This window comes from Massilia sp. GER05 (genome assembly GCF_052056005.1).
GTDB classification, from domain to species: domain Bacteria; phylum Pseudomonadota; class Gammaproteobacteria; order Burkholderiales; family Burkholderiaceae_D; genus Telluria; species Telluria orientalis.
Window position 1 is genome coordinate 7,067,047 of record NZ_CP178858.1, and the last position, 16,173, is coordinate 7,083,219.

The 16,173-nt window shown below is 66.0% G+C and carries 21 protein-coding genes and 1 pseudogene; 12 read left to right on the plus strand and 10 right to left on the minus strand.

The window, feature by feature from the left end; translation table 11 throughout:
• Positions 1–140 precede the first annotated feature (140 nt).
• The 4 genes from ubiA to ACL58G_RS31165 are packed head-to-tail and all read left to right on the plus strand — an operon-like array spanning position 141 to position 2,042.
• A complete protein-coding gene (ubiA, locus tag ACL58G_RS31150) occupies positions 141–995 on the plus strand; it encodes a 4-hydroxybenzoate octaprenyltransferase (protein ID WP_440964392.1) in 855 nt (284 codons plus the stop codon).
• Between the two features lie 39 nt (positions 996–1,034).
• Complete coding sequence (locus tag ACL58G_RS31155) at positions 1,035–1,355, plus strand: DUF883 family protein (RefSeq protein WP_413337132.1); 321 nt, start codon at positions 1,035–1,037, stop codon at positions 1,353–1,355.
• Positions 1,355–1,762: a phage holin family protein gene (locus ACL58G_RS31160; protein WP_440964394.1), complete on the plus strand. Its 408-nt coding sequence runs from the start codon at positions 1,355–1,357 to the stop codon at positions 1,760–1,762. Before ACL58G_RS31155 ends, ACL58G_RS31160 begins: the two co-directional genes overlap by 1 nt.
• Entirely contained in the window at positions 1,749–2,042 is a 294-nt protein-coding gene (locus ACL58G_RS31165; protein WP_056122581.1) for a hypothetical protein, read from the plus strand. The genes ACL58G_RS31160 and ACL58G_RS31165 overlap by 14 nt, the downstream gene beginning before the upstream one ends.
• Here the strand turns inward: ACL58G_RS31165 and ACL58G_RS31170 are convergent.
• Both ACL58G_RS31170 and ACL58G_RS31175 read right to left on the minus strand, forming a co-directional pair.
• On the minus strand, positions 2,039–2,674 hold the full coding sequence (locus tag ACL58G_RS31170; RefSeq protein WP_413386819.1) for a hypothetical protein: 636 nt from the start codon (positions 2,672–2,674) through the stop codon (positions 2,039–2,041). The genes ACL58G_RS31165 and ACL58G_RS31170 overlap by 4 nt on opposite strands.
• Before the next feature lie 395 nt (positions 2,675–3,069).
• Positions 3,070–3,285: pseudogene (locus ACL58G_RS31175) on the minus strand (GDP-mannose pyrophosphatase); the annotation flags it as partial.
• Here ACL58G_RS31175 and ACL58G_RS31180 point away from each other — a divergent pair.
• Positions 3,275–4,024 (plus strand): DeoR/GlpR family DNA-binding transcription regulator, encoded by a 750-nt coding sequence (locus ACL58G_RS31180; protein WP_440964397.1) that lies wholly within the window; start codon positions 3,275–3,277, stop codon positions 4,022–4,024. The pseudogene ACL58G_RS31175 and the gene ACL58G_RS31180 overlap by 11 nt on opposite strands.
• Here the strand turns inward: ACL58G_RS31180 and ACL58G_RS31185 are convergent.
• Complete coding sequence (locus tag ACL58G_RS31185) at positions 4,021–4,554, minus strand: hypothetical protein (RefSeq protein WP_413386815.1); 534 nt, start codon at positions 4,552–4,554, stop codon at positions 4,021–4,023. The genes ACL58G_RS31180 and ACL58G_RS31185 overlap by 4 nt on opposite strands.
• A 52-nt stretch (positions 4,555–4,606) precedes the next feature.
• On the minus strand, positions 4,607–5,014 hold the full coding sequence (locus ACL58G_RS31190) for a hypothetical protein (RefSeq protein ID WP_413386813.1): 408 nt from the start codon (positions 5,012–5,014) through the stop codon (positions 4,607–4,609).
• 136 nt (positions 5,015–5,150) lie between these two features.
• Here ACL58G_RS31190 and ACL58G_RS31195 point away from each other — a divergent pair, with 136 nt between their 5' ends.
• Positions 5,151–5,702: a DUF488 domain-containing protein gene (locus ACL58G_RS31195; protein ID WP_413386811.1), complete on the plus strand. Its 552-nt coding sequence runs from the start codon at positions 5,151–5,153 to the stop codon at positions 5,700–5,702.
• On the opposite strand, the gene ACL58G_RS31200 is transcribed toward ACL58G_RS31195, so the two are convergent.
• Together ACL58G_RS31200 and ACL58G_RS31205 are read right to left on the minus strand one after the other, a co-directional pair.
• Positions 5,699–7,039 (minus strand): MBL fold metallo-hydrolase, encoded by a 1,341-nt coding sequence (locus tag ACL58G_RS31200; RefSeq protein WP_440964400.1) that lies wholly within the window; start codon positions 7,037–7,039, stop codon positions 5,699–5,701. The two genes, ACL58G_RS31195 and ACL58G_RS31200, sit on opposite strands and share 4 nt — an antisense overlap.
• A complete protein-coding gene (locus ACL58G_RS31205) occupies positions 7,039–7,266 on the minus strand; it encodes a hypothetical protein (RefSeq protein WP_160409665.1) in 228 nt (75 codons plus the stop codon). Before ACL58G_RS31205 ends, ACL58G_RS31200 begins: the two co-directional genes overlap by 1 nt.
• Before the next feature lie 58 nt (positions 7,267–7,324).
• Here ACL58G_RS31205 and ACL58G_RS31210 point away from each other — a divergent pair, with 58 nt between their 5' ends.
• On the plus strand, positions 7,325–7,708 hold the full coding sequence (locus ACL58G_RS31210; protein WP_413337123.1) for a type II toxin-antitoxin system PemK/MazF family toxin: 384 nt from the start codon (positions 7,325–7,327) through the stop codon (positions 7,706–7,708).
• 8 nt (positions 7,709–7,716) lie between these two features.
• Here ACL58G_RS31210 and ACL58G_RS31215 read toward each other — a convergent pair whose 3' ends face one another.
• Positions 7,717–8,613: an alpha/beta hydrolase gene (locus ACL58G_RS31215; RefSeq protein ID WP_440964403.1), complete on the minus strand. Its 897-nt coding sequence runs from the start codon at positions 8,611–8,613 to the stop codon at positions 7,717–7,719.
• 185 nt (positions 8,614–8,798) lie between these two features.
• Between ACL58G_RS31215 and ACL58G_RS31220 the strand changes: the two genes are divergently transcribed.
• The 5 genes from ACL58G_RS31220 (at position 8,799) to ACL58G_RS31240 (ending at position 14,008) form a co-directional block, all read left to right on the plus strand.
• Positions 8,799–11,711 carry a TIM-barrel domain-containing protein gene (locus tag ACL58G_RS31220; protein WP_440964405.1) on the plus strand — a complete coding sequence of 971 codons (2,913 nt, stop codon included), beginning with the start codon at positions 8,799–8,801 and terminating at the stop codon, positions 11,709–11,711.
• 16 nt (positions 11,712–11,727) lie between these two features.
• Positions 11,728–12,729: a family 43 glycosylhydrolase gene (locus tag ACL58G_RS31225; RefSeq protein ID WP_440964407.1), complete on the plus strand. Its 1,002-nt coding sequence runs from the start codon at positions 11,728–11,730 to the stop codon at positions 12,727–12,729.
• A 69-nt stretch (positions 12,730–12,798) separates the two neighbouring features.
• Positions 12,799–13,182, plus strand: a complete 384-nt coding sequence (locus tag ACL58G_RS31230; RefSeq protein WP_440964409.1) for a hypothetical protein — start codon at positions 12,799–12,801, stop codon at positions 13,180–13,182.
• Positions 13,179–13,322 carry a hypothetical protein gene (locus tag ACL58G_RS31235; protein WP_413386800.1) on the plus strand — a complete coding sequence of 48 codons (144 nt, stop codon included), beginning with the start codon at positions 13,179–13,181 and terminating at the stop codon, positions 13,320–13,322. Before ACL58G_RS31230 ends, ACL58G_RS31235 begins: the two co-directional genes overlap by 4 nt.
• Before the next feature lie 2 nt (positions 13,323–13,324).
• Positions 13,325–14,008 (plus strand): alpha/beta hydrolase, encoded by a 684-nt coding sequence (locus tag ACL58G_RS31240; protein ID WP_440968173.1) that lies wholly within the window; start codon positions 13,325–13,327, stop codon positions 14,006–14,008.
• Here the strand turns inward: ACL58G_RS31240 and ACL58G_RS31245 are convergent.
• From ACL58G_RS31245 to ACL58G_RS31255, 3 genes are read right to left on the minus strand one after another with little or no spacing between them, the layout of a single operon-like run.
• Positions 14,005–14,499, minus strand: coding sequence for a hypothetical protein (locus tag ACL58G_RS31245; RefSeq protein WP_440964411.1), 495 nt, complete (start codon positions 14,497–14,499; stop codon positions 14,005–14,007). The two genes, ACL58G_RS31240 and ACL58G_RS31245, sit on opposite strands and share 4 nt — an antisense overlap.
• A 9-nt stretch (positions 14,500–14,508) precedes the next feature.
• Positions 14,509–15,327, minus strand: coding sequence for a pyrroline-5-carboxylate reductase (gene proC, locus ACL58G_RS31250; RefSeq protein WP_440964413.1), 819 nt, complete (start codon positions 15,325–15,327; stop codon positions 14,509–14,511).
• Between the two features lie 42 nt (positions 15,328–15,369).
• A complete protein-coding gene (locus ACL58G_RS31255; protein WP_440964415.1) occupies positions 15,370–16,071 on the minus strand; it encodes a YggS family pyridoxal phosphate-dependent enzyme in 702 nt (233 codons plus the stop codon).
• Positions 16,072–16,173 lie beyond the last annotated feature (102 nt).

Below are 16,173 nucleotides of genomic sequence, written 5' to 3' on the forward strand. Positions count from 1 at the left end.
ATCGTAAAGCGCGCGCGTGCGCCATGCCTTGTGCATCGTCGACGTGCGCATGATCGCCGCGTATCGTCCTGCGCCGTACAGCCGGGCGCGCCCCGACAGGCTACAATCCTGACCTTGCAGATTTTCAATTCGAACGCACAATGAACAAGCTGGCGCTTTATTTCCGCCTGGTCCGGGCCCACAAGCCCATCGGCATCCTGCTGCTGCTGTGGCCCACGCTGTGGGCCTTGTGGATGGCGTCGAACGGCCATCCCGATCCGATGATCCTCGCCATCTTCATCGTGGGCACGGCGCTGATGCGATCAAGCGGCTGCGCGATCAACGACTACGCCGACCGCGACTTCGACCGCCACGTCAAGCGCACGGTCGACCGCCCGCTGACGAGCGGACGCATCAAGGGCTGGGAAGCGCTGATGGTGGCGGCGGTGCTCGCGATCGTCTCGTTCCTGCTGATCCTGCCGCTGAACACGCTGACGAAGCAGCTCTCCGTCGTGGCCGTGATCGTCGCGGGCAGCTATCCGTATTTCAAGCGCTTCTTCGCGCTGCCGCAGGCCTACCTCGGCATCGCGTTCGGCTTCGGCATCCCGATGGCGTTCGCAGCCGTGCAGGACCACGTCCCGGCCGTCGCGTGGTGGCTGCTGGTCGCCAACGTGTTCTGGTCGCTGGCCTACGACACCGAATACGCGATGGTCGACCGCGACGACGACCTCGTCATCGGCATCCGCACGTCCGCCATCACGTTCGGCCGCTACGACGTCGCCGCAATCATGGTGTGCTACGCGGCCACGCTCCTCATCGACCTCGTGTGCGGCTGGTCGCTGGGCCTGCGCTGGTGGTTCGTGGCGGGCATCGCCGTCGCGGCCGGGATGGCCGTCTACCACTACACCCTGATCCGCGGCCGCGACCGCATGAAGTGTTTTGCCGCGTTCAACCACAACAATTGGTTGGGTGCGGCCGTGTTTGCTGGCGTCGCGTTAGACTATGCATTAGGATAATATTGTCCCTTGAATAACCCATAACGAGAGGTTCCCCCCATGATGGAAAAAATCCCGACCCAGTCCGGCGCCCGCGACCAGTTGCTGTCCGACCTGAAGACCGTCGTCCAGGACGCGGAAGCGTGGCTGCGCCACAGCGGCCACCTGACCGGCGAAGAATTCAAGGCCGCCAAGGTCAAGTTCGAGCGCACCCTGGTCAAGGCCAAGGAAGACATCGTCCGCCTGGAAGAAGCCGCGGTCGAAAAAGCCAAGGTCGCCGCCAAGGCCACCGACGAATACGTCAAGGAGAATCCGTGGAAGGCCGTCGGCCTGGGCACCGCAGTCGGTGTCGTGATCGGCATGCTGATCGCCCGTAAGTAATGATGGCTGGCGTCTTCGCGGCGGCAGGCCGGATCGGTGCGACGCTCGTCGCGATGGCGGGCACGCGGCTGGAACTGGCCGCGGTCGAATTCCAGGAAGACGCACGCCGCCTGCTGGGCCACCTCGCGTGGACCCTGCTGGCCGTGTTCCTCGCGGCCGGCGCCCTCCTGCTGGCCGCGCTGTTCGTCATCGCCATCTTCTGGGACACGTACCGCCTGCAGGCCGTCGGCGGCATGGCCATCCTGTTCGGCGCGCTGGCCGGCATCATCCTCATGAAAGTCCGCGCCAGCATGACCGCGGAAGCGCCGCTGCTCTCGGCCACGCTGGCCGAACTGCGCAACGACGTCGACTACCTGCGCCATGGCCTGGCCCAACATCATGCGGAGGCAACCGATGAACAAGCCTGACCTCGCCACCCGCCGCGCGGCCCTGATCGAACAATGCGCCGAACAGCGCGTGGGCCTCGCCTACGAGCTGAAGGCGCTGCGTCCGTCGAATGCACTGGCCGGGCATCCGGTCATGGGCTATGTCGCCGCCAACCGCAAGCTCGTGCTGGGCGCGGCCGGTGCCGTGCTGGGGCTCGTCCTCATGCGCCGCAAGCGCCTGGCCGGGCTCGTCACGTCGGCCCTGTCGGCGGTGAAGATGGCGCGCGGCGCGCTGGGCATTCTCGCGCAGCTGCGCCGCTAGTCGTTGAGGCCGAGCGCTTCCCAGCCATTCGGCGTCAGCTTGACGTACAGTTTTTCCTTCTGGGAGCGCTCGCCGTCGACGTTCCGCCCGACTTCGGGGAACGCTTCCTTGACCTGCGGCTTCCGGGCCCACTCGGCCACGTTCGACAGCTGATAGGTGTAGATCACGCTGGTTTCCTCGTGGTCGCCCACCTTGGCCGGGTCCGCCCAGCGGAGCACCTTGCTCAGCGACTTGCGGCCCCAGCAGATGCGCGGCTGCTTCCCGGCGTTCGCGTGCAGGTAGGGCTTCGCGGCATCGGCCATCGTGTAGCGCTTGACCTTCACCCCGCTCGCCTTGCCATTGACGATGGCGCCTGGTAATTCCACGTCCTCGCTCCTGGCAAGGCCGACGGATTCCAGCGCCGACATCTGGCCGGCCACGCCGTCCGGGTACATCTTCTGCTGGCGGATGTCGGTTTCATACACGTCGACCGGCCATTTGATGGGATCCAGGCACAGGTCGCCCTTCTTGTCGAAATACTGGGAGACGGTGAGGCCGAAGTTCTTTTCGTTGGCCGACGTCTTGCTGCTGCAGGCGGACAGCGATGCGACCAGCGTCGCGCCCAGCACGAGGGAGATGGCAGTCTTGTTCATGGTGATGTGATTGTACCAAGGCTGGGCGCGGGTGGAATCTCTTCCATAGACGCGAACACACGCTTGCCCAGCTTCTGCGCTGTCGCCACCATCCGGTCCGCCCCTTCCGACGCGCCCCCGATACGCAGGACGGCGTCGCACCGCTCCAGCAGGCGCTGCGCATGCGGGTGGAACACGGCGTCGAACACGGCGTCCCCCGGCGCCTGCGATCCGGCCAGGCGCACCGTCGGCAACGCGAGCCATTCGCCCAGCACGGGCAGGTGCCCGGCGTCGTACAGCGGCATCACGCACGCTTCCATCGCCGCGACGTTGGCCGCGATACGGTCCGGATCACCGTCCGTGCCCGACCGGTACGGGCCCGCGACCAGGATCGTCATCCCGCGCGGCGCGAACAGGTGCGAGCGCGCGTACTGCAGCAGCATGATCGTCTTGCCGTCGACGATGCCCGTGCCGATCATGGCCAGCGCTGCGTCGATGTCCAGTTCCAGCACGTCCAAACGTTCGCCCTCCGCCGCCACGCCGCCGCCGGGTCCCACGCGGTCGCGCGCCTCGTACTCGGCCACGAAGAAGTGCAGGCGCTCCGTCACGCTGCCTGGGCTCATGAACGCATCCCACAAGCGCGTGATGTTGCGCCGCGACGGCCAGATCGTCGCCACGAAGATGAGCGCGGAACTGGGCGTTTCGGAGGACACGGTCCGGCGCGACCTGCGCGAGCTGGCGAAGGAAGGCCTGCTGCAGCGGGTGCACGGCGGCGCCCTGCCCGCCAGCCCGGCGCTGGCGGACTTCGCGACGCGCCACAACATCGCCACCGACGACAAGGCCGCCATCGGCCGCGCCGCCGCCGCGCTCGTGCAGCCGGGCCAGGTCGTGTTCGTCGACGGCGGCACCACGTGCGCGCAACTCGTGCGCGCGCTGCCGCGGCGCCTGAAAGCGACGGTCGTCACGCACAGCCCATCCATTGCGATGGAGCTGATGGACCATCCGGACATCGAGGTCATCATGCTCGGCGGCGGCCTGTTCCGCCACTCGGCCGTCGGCGTGGGTGCGGCGACGCTGGAAGCCATCGCGCAAATCCGCGCCGACACGTATTTCATGGGCGTGACGAGCGTGCATCCCGAGCGCGGGCTGTCGACCGGCGATTACGAGGAAGCCTGCATCAAGCGGGCGCTATGCCATGCGGCGGCGGAGACCGTCGTGCTGGCGTCGTCGGAGAAGCTGGCCACCGCGTCGCCGCACCGGATCGTCGGGCTGGCCGAGATCAGTGGGCTCGTGGTGCCGGCAACGACTGGCGAGGAAGTGTTGCGGCCATATCGGGAAATGGGGATTGCGCTGACGCTGGCGGCGCACTAGCGGCAGGTCGGCTCCACGTCGTATCCGAGATAGTAGTAATAGCTCGCGTACGGCTTCCGGTCGGCCAGCCGGCGGAACAGCCGCACCCGCAGCCCTTCGCCCGAGTAGCAGGTGCGAACGAACACCGGGTCGCCGGCCTGCAGCGTGACCTGGTAGGTGTCGCGACCTTTCTTCGTTACCGTTTGCATGCCTTCGAAACCGTAGGCCTGTTCCAGCTCGGGCTTCTTTGCGCTGCTGAACTGGACGGCGTGGCTGAAGATGGGCTTGTCGTCGTCCGCCACGAACCTGGCCGTGTCGTCATCCCCTTTGCGGGCGGGCTTGCGTCCGGTAGCCCTGAAACAGCATCCCATGCCGACCTGCTCGACCAGCGCATACGACAGGTCGCCCTTCGGTGCGGTTTGGGACTCGCTGTACAGGACGGCCTTGCCCGTGTTGGCAATGTCGATGAAGTAGAACGGCGCGTCGGCGGCGTTCGCGATCGAGGTGGCCAGCAGCAGGGACAGGCCGAGGGGCCGCAAGATACTCGTCATGGTGGTACGCAATGGTGTCAATGTTGCAACATTGTACACCGTGCGCACCCACTCAGCGCCTGCAGCTCAACCGCACCGTCTCATTCTCGCGCGCAACGACGCGGACGGCTTCGCTGTCACCGCACCGATACACGATGCGCAACCGCTTCGGCTCCCCGCGCGCCGGATCGCCGCACAGCTGGTTATCCGCGCGGACGGCGCCGCGATTGCGTTCGACCTGATAGCGCACGGCGCGGCGTGCGTCGCAGGACGCGAAATGCGTGCCGTATTCCGCGTCTTCGACGAAGATGCGCGAGCCGCGGCCTTCACCGCGACCGCCGCCGGCTTCGCGCAGGCCGGCGGCATAGCCGTCGTCATAGCCGCGGCGATATTCGGCGCTCTGCGCGAACGCGGACGTGGTGGCGGCGCTCAAGGCCAGGATGACGGCGATGCGCAGGAGGGGGCGATTATTGAGTGTCATTTTGTTCTCCCGATTGAAGTGGATGACTTCATCGTAGCGCGCGCGCCAGAAACGCTCTGTTCGGTCGCTGTAAGAGACGTTTCAGTCTGTAAGGAAGCGGGCGCCCCGCCCCGCGCGGCCGTGCCAGAATAGGGTCATGACACCCGCACCCGTCTGCACCATCGGGCATTCGAACCGTACGATCGAGGAGTTCATCGGACTGCTCTGGCAGAACGGCATCGCCTGCCTGCTCGATATCCGGACCGTCCCCAAATCGCGCCACAATCCGCAATTCGGGCAGGATGAACTCGCGGCCTCGCTGCTCGATGCCGGCATCGAATACCGATACATGAAAGGCCTCGGCGGCCTGCGCCGCCCGCTCAAGGATTCACCGAATGCCGCCTGGCGCAACACGTCGTTCCGCGGCTACGCGGACTACATGCAGACCGACGAATTCGCGGCCAACGTCGATGCGGTCATCGAACTCGCGCAGACCCGGCCCTGCGCGCTGATGTGCGCGGAAGCGGTGCCGTGGCGCTGCCACCGCTCGCTCGTCGCCGATGCGCTGCTGGTGCGCGGCGTGCCCGTCGACGACATCATCGATGCGCGCCAGCGCAAGCCGCACAAGCTGACGCCCTTCGCCCACGTCGAGGGCCTGCGGATCACGTATCCGCCGGAACAATCACAACTGGACTTCGGGCCGGGCTAGCGCGCGAGCAACCGCCGCAACTGCGCCCGCTGGTAGGCGCCGAAGCCCTCGCTGAACAGGCAGCGGATCAGCGGATCCTCGATCACGTCGGCCTGCGCCAGGTCACGCTCCGTGTCCGCATCGAACACGGCATCGTTGATGCGCATGTACAGCGACGTCAGCGACTCGCCCAGTTCCAGCGCCGCGTACAGTTTCGCGGCCGGGATCCCGGTGGTCCAGCCCAGTGGCCCATCATCGTCGACAGGGTCCGCGCTGCCTGGCGACAGCCGGTAGCGGAAGCGCGTCACCTCGCCCGCATGATCGTGGATCGACAGCTGCCAGACGCGCGGCCCGTCGAAATACTCGCTCTCGTCATCCAGCGCGGCGTAGCGGTCCGCCAGGCCCGTGCGGCAAAAGTCCAGCACGCGCGTCCACTGGTCCGCCGTCAGCGCAGGGAAGTGGCGGGCGATGTCGGCCGTGGGCGGCGCGTCGGCATTGCCCTCATACATGTAGTCGACGTCCTGTGCGCCGACGGGAATGACCCAGTCCAGCGGCGGCGCCGCGCGCAATCCGTCCGCATCGAGCTGCATCGAGACCGACGGATCCATGCGTACGACGCGCGCCCGCGGCAGCACCGCCTGCACCTCGGCGGTGAAACGGGCATACGAGATCGGGAAGAACGCGCGGTTGTACCACGACCAGGGTTCGAGCTGGAACTGGCATGAACTCGGCACGACGAAGCGCGGGTCCAGGGCCTGCAACTGCTCCAGCCATTCCTCCGGCAGCGCCGGCGGCGCGGGTTCGGCGCGCGTCGGGGCCAGCACCTCGATCTCGCGCATCGTCTGGAACGGAAACAGCACGAGGTCCCATGGCTTTTCGGCGACGAGGCGTGCGAGCGCCGCATCGTCGATCCACGAGTCGACCACGTTCAGGACGTTCAGCCCGGCGGCACGGACCTGGAACATCGAGTCGACCTCGGCATCCATCGCTTCGCGCGGCACGACCCGGAACGGGCCGACGTCCACGGGCACGTCAAGCTGCAGCGCGTGGACGCGCGTAAAACCCAGTTCGCGCACCATGTCGAACAATTCGTCGAACAGGCAGTAGATGTACAGCGGCGTCGCGCGGTCCAGCAGGTCCAGGCTCTCGAGCGAGCAGTGGTCGTCGTGGAAGTGGGAGATGAAGACGGCGTCGAAGCGCTGGCGCCGGATCAGCGCTGCGTCGAAGCGCACGTCCGGGAACGCGTGGCAGTTGCGGCTGAACGGGTTTTCGAAGATAGTGTCGAAGGCGATGCGCGTACCCTCGCATGCGAACACGTAGCCCGCATGCAGGATCCGCGAGACCGTCAACGCGGCCATCAGTCCAGCCGCTTCAAGCGCTGGCCCAGGATGCCCCAGCGGCAAGCGACGCCGTCCAGCTGCGCGCACAGCGCCCAGCCGGTGCCGATCTTCTCGACCGTGACGGGCGTCTCGATTTCCCTGGCCAGCTTCTCGGCCCAGCCGCGCGCCGCGCCCTGGCCCTTGAACAGCTCGTTGCCTTCGTAGATGACGGTGGCGTCGAATACGGGCATGGCGAATATGGTCATGGCTTCCTCTGGATGGTGCGTAAAGCGCTATCCTATCATTCCACTGATTGGAAACCACATGGACAACGACCACACGCCCGCGCGGCGCATCGACAGGGGTGAGCTCTACTGGGTGGCGCCGGACGGCACGCGCGGCTCGGTGCCCGGGTATCCCCATCCGCACCTCGTGGTGCAGGACGACCTGTTCAACCATTCGCGCATCGACACCGTGATCGTCTGCGCCCTGACGACGAACCTCAGGCGGGCAAGCGAGCCCGGTTGCGTGCCGCTGGAACCCGGCGAGGGCGGACTCGAGAAGCGCAGCGTCGTCCTGCCTTCGCAGATCAGCGCAATCCCGAAAGCACGGCTGGGGACACGCATCGGCCGGCTGTCCAGCGAACGCGTGGACCAGGTGCTCGCCGGCCTGCGCTTCCTGCAGGCGTCGCACTTCCGCGGACGCTGACCGGCGCCCTACTCGCCCTGCTGCTGCATCGCCTTCGTCAGCCCGCTCGGCCCGGCCGGCTTCTTCGGCTTCCATACCCACATCAGGCCGCGCACGTAGCCGTCGCCTTTCACGGCCGTGTGATCGAGCCCTTCCATCGTCCAGGTCTGCAGCGCCAGGCCCCGGTAGTTGCGGTTGCCCAGCTGCTTCTGGAACGCCGCGATGGGCTGCTGGAATGCGGGATATTCGATGCTGCCGTGCGAGATGAACATGCGCGCGGGCAGCGTCTTGTGGTCGCGGGCGTAGGCGGCATCGAGCTTGCCGAGCGCGCCGTGGTCCCAGCCGGCCGCGGGGCTGATCGCGATATGGCCCGCGAAGAAGCCCGGCGCCTTGTACGCGGCCGCGATGGCGAACAGGCCGCCCAGCGAGCTGCCGGAGATCACGCGGTCCGTCTTCTCGGCGCGGAAGCGGCTCTCGATCAGCGGCGCGACTTCCTTCGTGATGAAGCCGAGGAAGGCGTCGGCCTTGCCGGAATCGGCGTCCGTCGCGGTGATGGTGTAGTCGCGGCGGCGCTCGACGTCGTAGTTGGCGCCGGATGGATACGACAGGCCCACCATGATGAACTCGGGGACCTGGTTATCGTAGATCAGGTTGCCGTAGGTGGCGGTCAGCAGCGGCGTGTCCCAGTACGCGTCGAGGTAGTACAGCACGGGATAGCGCTTTTCCGGATGCGCCGCGTAGCTGGACGGCAGCACGACGACCAGCTCGTGCGCCCTGCCGGTGGACTGCGACTGCACGGGGATGATCTGCGTGTTCTCCAGCACGAAGTGCCGCTCGGGCGCCTGGGTGGCGGGCTGCTGTGCCCAGGCCGGGGCGGCGACGCTCAGCGCCAGGGCGTAGATGGATGTGATGAGCAGCTTTTTCATTGAAGTCTCCGTTGTTGTTATAGGGATCAACGTTCGATGATAGCGCTATCTCAACATCTCGGGGCACATACGCGGGCTGTGCCATGCCGTTTTCGTTATGGTTTTAGTGAAAATTTGTAATATCACCGAACAAATTATTCTGCTAACGTCTCACGTTAACCTCAGCCATCCAGATCAGGAATGTCATGAAAACCTACACCGCACTGCCGGCGCTCACGCTGCTCGCCATGCTTGCCGGGAGCGCGCATGCGGCGCCGCTCGCCGGCCTCGACGCCAACGGCCACCTGCTGCCGGTCGCGGCCGCGACGTCGGCCTTTTCGTATGCGCCCATCGCGCACGGCGTGCAGGTCCGCGTCGGCGGCGTGACCAAGAACGTGATCTTTTACGGCCCGGCGACGGTGCGCGTGAACACGACGCTCGGCGAAAACTACTGGCGTCATCCGAGCATCGTCGTGACGCACGCGCCCGCGGCCGTCGCCTTCACGACGCGCGACGGCGCCGACTCCCTCACGCTGGAAAGCAAACGGCTGCGCATCGTGATCGACAAGTCGACCGGCGCCATCACGTTCCAGGATGCGCAGGGCAAGATCTACACGCAGGAAAAGCGCAGCGCGCCGCAGACGCTGAAGAAAATCGAGCTGGCCGGCGCGCCGACCTATGAAGCGCGCAACACGTTCACCCTGAAGCCCGGCGAGGGCATCTACGGGTTCGGCTTCGTGGGCGAAGGCGACATCAACCGCCGCAACAAGGACCTGCTGCTGGTGCAGACGAATGTCGGCATCATCATCCCCGTCATGATGTCGACGGAACGCTACGGCATCCTGTGGGACACGTATTCGAAGATGCGCTTCACGGATAACGCCGACGGCGCGTCGCTGTGGGCGGAAAGCGCGCCGGGCGGCGTCGACTACTACTTCATGGCCGGCGCCACGCTGGACGACGTCGTGGCCGGCTACCGCGACCTCACCGGCGCGGCGCCGATGGTGCCGAAGCAGGCGTTCGGCCTGTTCATGAGCAAGGAGCGCTACCAGACGCAGGACCGCCTCGTCGAGGTGGCACGCACCTTCCGCAAGGAGCAGTTCCCGCTCGACTACATCGTGCAGGACTGGCAGTACTGGGGCAGCGACAAGGACGGCACCTGGAGCGGCATGACGTGGAACCGCGAGCGCTTCCCCGATCCGAAAGGCATGACGAAGGCCATCCACGACATGCACCTGAAGCTGATGGTGTCGATCTGGCCGTCGATCGGCAACGACACCGCGCTGGCGCACGAGCTCGACGAACACAAGCTGCGCTTCGAGCCGCTGCACTGGATTTCGAAAAAGGCGCGCATCTACGACGCCTTCAGCCCCGAAGGCCGCAAGATCTACTTCAAGCACGTCAAGAAGGGCCTGCTCGACGTGGGCGTGGACGCGCTGTGGATGGACGGCACCGAGGTCGAAGTCGGCACGGCCGCGCACAACGCCGCCGACAACGAGCGCGACATCAAGGGACTCGGCAACAACGCGATGGGCGACTTCGCCCGCTACCTCAATCCGTACTCGCTGATGACGACGCTCGGCACCTATGAAGGCCAACGCGCCACCAGCAACAAGCGCGTGTTCACGCTGACGCGCTCGGCCTGGGCCGGCGCGCAACGGACCGCGGCGGCCTCGTGGTCGGGCGATACGCGGGCGAGCTGGAAAACCCTGCTCGAGCAGATCAACGGCGGCGTCAACGTCACCATCACGGGCAACCCGTACTGGACGCAGGATACCGCCGGTTTCTTCATCGGCGGTGAATTCCCGGGCGGCGAAAAGAATGCGTCGTACCGCGAACTGTATGCCCGCTGGCTGCAATACGCCGCCTTCAATCCGCTGATGCGCATCCACGGCACCGACATCGAGCGCGAGCCTTACCTCTTCAAGCAGACGGATCCCGAGATGTACAAGGCGCTGTACGATGCCGTGCGTCTGCGCTACCGCCTGCTGCCCTACACGTACAGCCTGGCCGGGAAAGTCACCCGCGACGGCTACACGCTGATGCGCGCGCTGCCGATGGATTTCCCGGACGACCCGCGCGTGCGCGATATCAACGACGCCTTCCAGTTCGGCCCGTCCCTCCTCGTCCATCCGGTCACGCGCCAGATGTACCGTTTCCAGCCGCCGCCGCCCGCCACCATCCCGGCGACCGCGCTGCGCACGCCCGACGGCAAGCCCGGACTGGCCGGTCAATACTTCGCGGGCACCAATTTCGAGACGCCGCACGACAAAACCGTCGATGCCACCATCGACTTCCAGTGGCCCGGCCCGCCGCTGGCCGACATGCCGGCCGGCCTGGCGAGCCTCGACAACTTCTCCGCGCGCTGGACCGGCGCCGTCGTGGCGCCGGAAGACGGCGAATACGAGCTGGGTGCGGAAGGCGACGACGGCTACCGCCTGTACGTCGACGGCAAGCTCGCCGTCGAGGACTGGAAAAACGGCGGCAAGCGCTACGCCGGCACCAAGGTCGTCCTGAAAAAGGGCCAGAGCCTCCCCATCACCCTCGAGTATTTCAATGCCACGTCGGAGCGCAGCCTGCGCCTGGCATGGCGCACGCCATCGCAGCTGGCCGCGCAGGCGCAACCGTCGGGCAAGCCGGACACGACGATGCAGACCTACCTGCCCGCCGGCACCGACTGGTACGACTTCTGGACGCACGAGCGTTTCCACGGCGGCACGACCGTCGCGAAGGACGTGCCGCTCGACGTCTTCCCGCTGTACGTGCGCGCCGGCGCGATCGTGCCGATGGGTCCCGTCGTCCAGTACGCGACCGAGCGGCCGGATGCGCCGTACGAGATCCGCGTCTATCCGGGCGCCGACGGCAAGTTCACGGTCTATGAAGACGACAACGAAACGTACGACTACGAAAAGGGCAAGTACGCCACGTATGACCTGGCATGGAACGACGCCGCGCGCACCCTGACCATCGGCGCCCGCAAGGGCACGTTCAAGGGCCTGGTCGGGACGCGCAAGCTGAATGTCGTCGTCGTCGGCCGGGACAACGCGACCGCCATCGAACCGGCGGGCGCGACGAAGTCGGTCACGTATGCCGGCAAACCGCTATCGATCAAGTTCTGAGTCCACCGGAGATCCCATGAAATCGTTCCTCGCCACCCTGGCCCTTGTGCTGCCGCTGGCGGCCAGCGCCGCCGACGTCGCACCGAAACCGGTGTTCCGCGACCCCGTGTACGACGGCGCGGCGGATGTGTCCATCGTCTACGACCGCGCCGCCAAGCTGTGGAAGATGTTCTATACCAATCGCCGGGCGACGATGAAGCTGCCCGACCCGAAGGACGTCGAGTGGGTGCACGGCACGGCCATCGGCATCGCGACGTCCCCTGACGGCATGCACTGGCGCTACCAGGGCACGGCCGAGTTTCCCAAGGCGTGTACGGACGTGACGCTCTGGGCGCCCGAGATCTACTATGAAAACGGCACGTACCACATGTGGCTCACGATCGTCCCGGGCATCTTCCACCGGTGGGGCGGCCCTGGCGCGGATGGCCGCATCGAGCACCTGACCAGTACCGACCTGTCCAAATGGCAGTGCGAAGGCACCGTGAAGCTGGACACCGGCCGTATGATCGACCCGACCGTCATCAAGCTCGGACAGGGTTACCGGATGTGGTACAAGGACGAGCGCGCCGGCAGCAAGATCCTGGCCGCCGACAGCCAGGACCTGCGCACGTGGAAGAAGGTGAGCGACGAGCCGGTCAATCCGACCACGGGCGAGGGACCGAAGGTGTTCCGCTTCAAGGGGTATTACTGGATGGTCGTCGACGTGTGGAAGGGCCTGATGGTGCTGCGGTCCGACGATGCGCGTACCTGGACGGAACAGAAAGGCTACATCCTCGGCGAACCGGGCCACAAGGCCACCGACCGGGCCAAGGGACAGCACGCGGACGTCGTCGTCGATGGCGACCGCGCGTTCATCTACTACTTCGTCCATCAGGAAAACGAACCGGAAGCGGCGACGGATGCGCGCTGGCACCAGCGCACGGTCATCCAGGTGGCGGAGCTGGTGTTCAAGGATGGCCGGCTCGAGGTCGACCGCGACCGGGATGTCTCGTTCCGGCTGAAGGCGCCAACGCCCTGACGTGACTTTGTGCGTATTTATGCGGGGTGAAAACGAAATACACTAAGCGCCTTTATCAATGGGCACGCCATGGACATTCACACCCGCATTACCGCCGCGCTTCACATCGTCATCGGCGTGCTGGGCGCCGGCATGATGCTGATCTTCGCACTCAGCACCAACTGGATCGGCCACTTCATCGCCGACTCGGCCGGCAGCGACGGCGCCGTGGCGAACTTCTTCTTCGGCTTCGGCGCGGTAGTGGCCGGATTCTTCGCGCTGCTGCTGGCGGCGGAAGCCATCGCCGGGATCGCGCTGCTGAAAGGATCGCCGACGGGACGGGTGTTCACGATCATATTCAGCGTGCTCGGGCTGCTCAACTTCCCGTTCGGTACCGCGATCGGCGTCTATTCGCTCTGGGCGCTGCTGGGCAAGCGGCCGGCACAACCACCGCAACTCGAAGGGCGTCCGTGAAAAAAGCGCTGCTCGTCCTGCTGCTGTCCGTTGGCCTGGCGTCCGCCGCACTCGCCGAGCCAACGTCGAAGAAATTCGTGTTCGGTAATTCGGACATCGTGTCCGTGAAGTCGGCCTATACCGCCAGACCCACGAACTGATCATCGTCTACCCTGACAGCTACTGGAGCAATCCGAACAAGAAATATCCGGTCCTGTATTTCACGGACGGCTACTGGGACACGCCGCTGCTCGCCGGCGCCTACGGCAACCTGGTGTACGACAACATGGCGCCGGAGTTCATCATGGTCGGCCTGTCGTACCCGGACGGCACGGACTACGGCAGCGCCCGCGTGCGCGATTACACCTATACGTCGATGTGGATGGCGCCCGGCTCGGGCAAAGGCGATCAATTCCTGAATTTCCTGGAAAAGGAAGTCGCGCCGCTGATCGAATCGAAGTACCACGGCGACAAGGACAACCGCACACTGGCCGGTGCCTCGCTGGGCGGCCTGTTCACGCTGGGCGCCGCCATGAAGACGCCGGACTTTTTCACGGGCTATATCGCGCTGAGTCCCACCGTCGTCTGGGACGGCGGTGCCTTGTTCAAACTCGAGGAAGCGCTGGCCAGGCAGAACCGGCCCTTGAAGGCGCGCATCTTCATTTCCGTCGGCTCGATCGAACAGGCCCAGTATCGCGGCGCGATCGAGCAATTCGAAAAGCAGCTGGCATCGCACCAGTACCAGGGCTTGCAGCTGCAGACCATCACGATCGAGGGCATGGGCCACGGCACCAGCAAGGCCGAAGGGTATATGCGCGGCTTGAAGTGGGTGTGGCAAAACCGCTAGGTCGGCGGCGCAACGGCGCAGTACTGGGGCTGTCCGAGCATCGACGACACTGTATGCGGTCCGTTGCCGCCGCGGTGCGGGCGCGCCACGTCGCAATCGAGGCGGATCGCGACGGGTTCCTGCCGCCCCATGAACAACATCGCCCCGATCAGCACACCTTTCACCGGATGACGGATGCAGAAAGCCGTCAACGTGGCGATCGCCGCCCCCGCATCGGCCGGCGCATCCGTGCGTTCGCGTTCCCGCGGCGGCGTCCATGAAAAGCTGCCGTCCGCCGCCACGGGAATGACCTCCCCCACGTCGGTGCAAGGCTCATTCTTGCCCGGAAACTTGCCAAGGAAGAGCGCCACGCCAGCAACCGGTTTGCCGCCCTCCAGGACGATCCCGTCGATCGCCGGCCGCGACTGAGCCATGCACGGCATCGGCCCGCTCGCCATCAGGCTCACGGCAAGCATCAGGACGAGCGGCGGGCGCGGCATCGCAGGCATCATCGGCGGTTGTCAGGCGTCCTTGCCCAGTTCCTCGCCGAGCTCCTGCCCGCGCGCCGCCGCCGCCTTCATGGCCTCGACGATGGCCTGCTTGACGCCGGCCGCTTCCATGCTCGTGATGGCCGCATGCGTGGTACCGCCCTTCGAGGTCACGCGCTGGCGCAGCACGTCGACGGGTTCGTCCGATTGCGCCGCCAACTGGGCCGCGCCCGTGAACGTGGCCAGCGCGAGCGCCTTGCCCTGCTCCGCCGACAGCCCCATTTCCGCGGCCGCCTGCTGCATCGCTTCGAGGAAGTAGAACACGTAGGCGGGGCCGCTGCCCGACACCGCCGTCACCGGATCGATCAGGCTTTCTTCATCGAGCCAGACGGTCTGGCCGACGGCGCGCATGATGCTGTCGGCGGCGTCCTTTTGCGCGGCGCCGACGCCGGCCATCGCCACCATGCCCGTGATGCCCTGCCCGATCAGTGCGGGCGTATTCGGCATCGTGCGCACGATGGCGCCGTAGCCGCCGAGCCAGCGCGACAGATCGGCGCCGCGGATGCCCGCCGCGATCGACAGCAGCAGCGGCTTGTTCGCGAGCTGCGACTGCAGGTGCACCGTGACGTCGCGCATCTGCTGCGGCTTCACCGCGAGCACGATGACGTCGCTGGCGGCGACGGCCGCGCCGATGTCCGGCGACGTCGTCACGCCGTATTGCGTGCGCAGGCGCTCGAGCGCGTCCGCGTTCGGGTCGACGACGTGGATGTCCGCCGCCTGCGCGACCTTGCCGGCCAGGCCGGCGATGAGGGCGGTGGCCATGTTGCCGCCGCCGATGAAACTGATTTTCATGAGAGTCCCGGGGTTAGGCGCGCGTGATGCGCGCTTTTTCATTCACTCATAATGGCGCGCGCCGAAAATCGCGCTGCCGATGCGTACGATGGTCGCGCCTTCCAGCACGGCCGATTGCAGGTCGCCGGACATGCCCATCGACAGCGTGTCGAGGTGGATGCCGGCTTTGACGGTGTCTTGCGCGAGCGCGCGCAGGCGTGCGAACGGGGCGCGTTGCAGGGCCGGATCGGCCTGCGGTTCCGGGATCGCCATCAGCCCGCGCAGGCGCAGGTTCGGCAGCTGGACGACGGCCTTCGCCAGGTCCAGCAACTCCTCCGGCTTGACGCCACTTTTGGTGGCCTCGCCGCTGATGTTCACTTGCAGGCAGATGTCCAGCGGGCCCAGTTCGGCCGGGCGCTGTTCCGATAGCCGCTGCGCGATCTTTAAACGTTCGACCGTGTGCACCCATTGGAAGCTGGTCGCGATGGGCCGCGTCTTGTTGCTCTGGATCGGGCCGATGAAATGCCATTCAAGCATCAGGCCCGGTCGCGCTTTTGCCACAGCGGCGATCTTGTCGACGCCTTCCTGCACATAGTTTTCGCCGAACGCGCGCTGGCCCGCTTCGATCGCTTCCAGCACGGCTTCCGCCGGAAACGTCTTCGAAACGGCCAGCAACTGGACCGTGGAACGGGGCCGGTTCGCGGCCTCGCAAGCGGCCTGGATTGTCGCTTCGACAGCTTGCAAGTTGGCTGCGATTGTGGACATAATGGTTTTCTTCAGGAAATATTTTTCTAGCCTGGCGGTGCGATATCTCATCGTCATCCCCGCGCGGGCGGGGATCCAAGCTCAGCCTGCATGCACGCAGCA

Excerpts from the sequence above, each read along its gene's own strand:
- ACL58G_RS31210 (WP_413337123.1), top strand. The coding sequence starts at position 7,325 with ATGGACAACGACCACACGCCCGCGCGGCGCATCGACAGGGGTGAGCTC.
- ACL58G_RS31160 (WP_440964394.1), top strand. The coding sequence starts at position 1,355 with ATGATGGCTGGCGTCTTCGCGGCGGCAGGCCGGATCGGTGCGACGCTC.
- ACL58G_RS31245 (WP_440964411.1), bottom strand. The coding sequence starts at position 14,499 with ATGATGCCTGCGATGCCGCGCCCGCCGCTCGTCCTGATGCTTGCCGTG.
- ACL58G_RS31205 (WP_160409665.1), bottom strand. The coding sequence starts at position 7,266 with ATGACCATATTCGCCATGCCCGTATTCGACGCCACCGTCATCTACGAA.
- ACL58G_RS31195 (WP_413386811.1), top strand. The coding sequence starts at position 5,151 with ATGACACCCGCACCCGTCTGCACCATCGGGCATTCGAACCGTACGATC.
- ubiA (WP_440964392.1), top strand. The coding sequence starts at position 141 with ATGAACAAGCTGGCGCTTTATTTCCGCCTGGTCCGGGCCCACAAGCCC.
- ACL58G_RS31190 (WP_413386813.1), bottom strand. The coding sequence starts at position 5,014 with ATGACACTCAATAATCGCCCCCTCCTGCGCATCGCCGTCATCCTGGCC.
- ACL58G_RS31185 (WP_413386815.1), bottom strand. The coding sequence starts at position 4,554 with ATGACGAGTATCTTGCGGCCCCTCGGCCTGTCCCTGCTGCTGGCCACC.
- ACL58G_RS31200 (WP_440964400.1), bottom strand. The coding sequence starts at position 7,039 with ATGGCCGCGTTGACGGTCTCGCGGATCCTGCATGCGGGCTACGTGTTC.
- ACL58G_RS31225 (WP_440964407.1), top strand. The coding sequence starts at position 11,728 with ATGAAATCGTTCCTCGCCACCCTGGCCCTTGTGCTGCCGCTGGCGGCC.
- ACL58G_RS31170 (WP_413386819.1), bottom strand. The coding sequence starts at position 2,674 with ATGAACAAGACTGCCATCTCCCTCGTGCTGGGCGCGACGCTGGTCGCA.
- ACL58G_RS31230 (WP_440964409.1), top strand. The coding sequence starts at position 12,799 with ATGGACATTCACACCCGCATTACCGCCGCGCTTCACATCGTCATCGGC.
- ACL58G_RS31155 (WP_413337132.1), top strand. The coding sequence starts at position 1,035 with ATGATGGAAAAAATCCCGACCCAGTCCGGCGCCCGCGACCAGTTGCTG.
- proC (WP_440964413.1), bottom strand. The coding sequence starts at position 15,327 with ATGAAAATCAGTTTCATCGGCGGCGGCAACATGGCCACCGCCCTCATC.
- ACL58G_RS31255 (WP_440964415.1), bottom strand. The coding sequence starts at position 16,071 with ATGTCCACAATCGCAGCCAACTTGCAAGCTGTCGAAGCGACAATCCAG.
- ACL58G_RS31180 (WP_440964397.1), top strand. The coding sequence starts at position 3,275 with ATGAACGCATCCCACAAGCGCGTGATGTTGCGCCGCGACGGCCAGATC.
- ACL58G_RS31220 (WP_440964405.1), top strand. The coding sequence starts at position 8,799 with ATGAAAACCTACACCGCACTGCCGGCGCTCACGCTGCTCGCCATGCTT.
- ACL58G_RS31165 (WP_056122581.1), top strand. The coding sequence starts at position 1,749 with ATGAACAAGCCTGACCTCGCCACCCGCCGCGCGGCCCTGATCGAACAA.
- ACL58G_RS31215 (WP_440964403.1), bottom strand. The coding sequence starts at position 8,613 with ATGAAAAAGCTGCTCATCACATCCATCTACGCCCTGGCGCTGAGCGTC.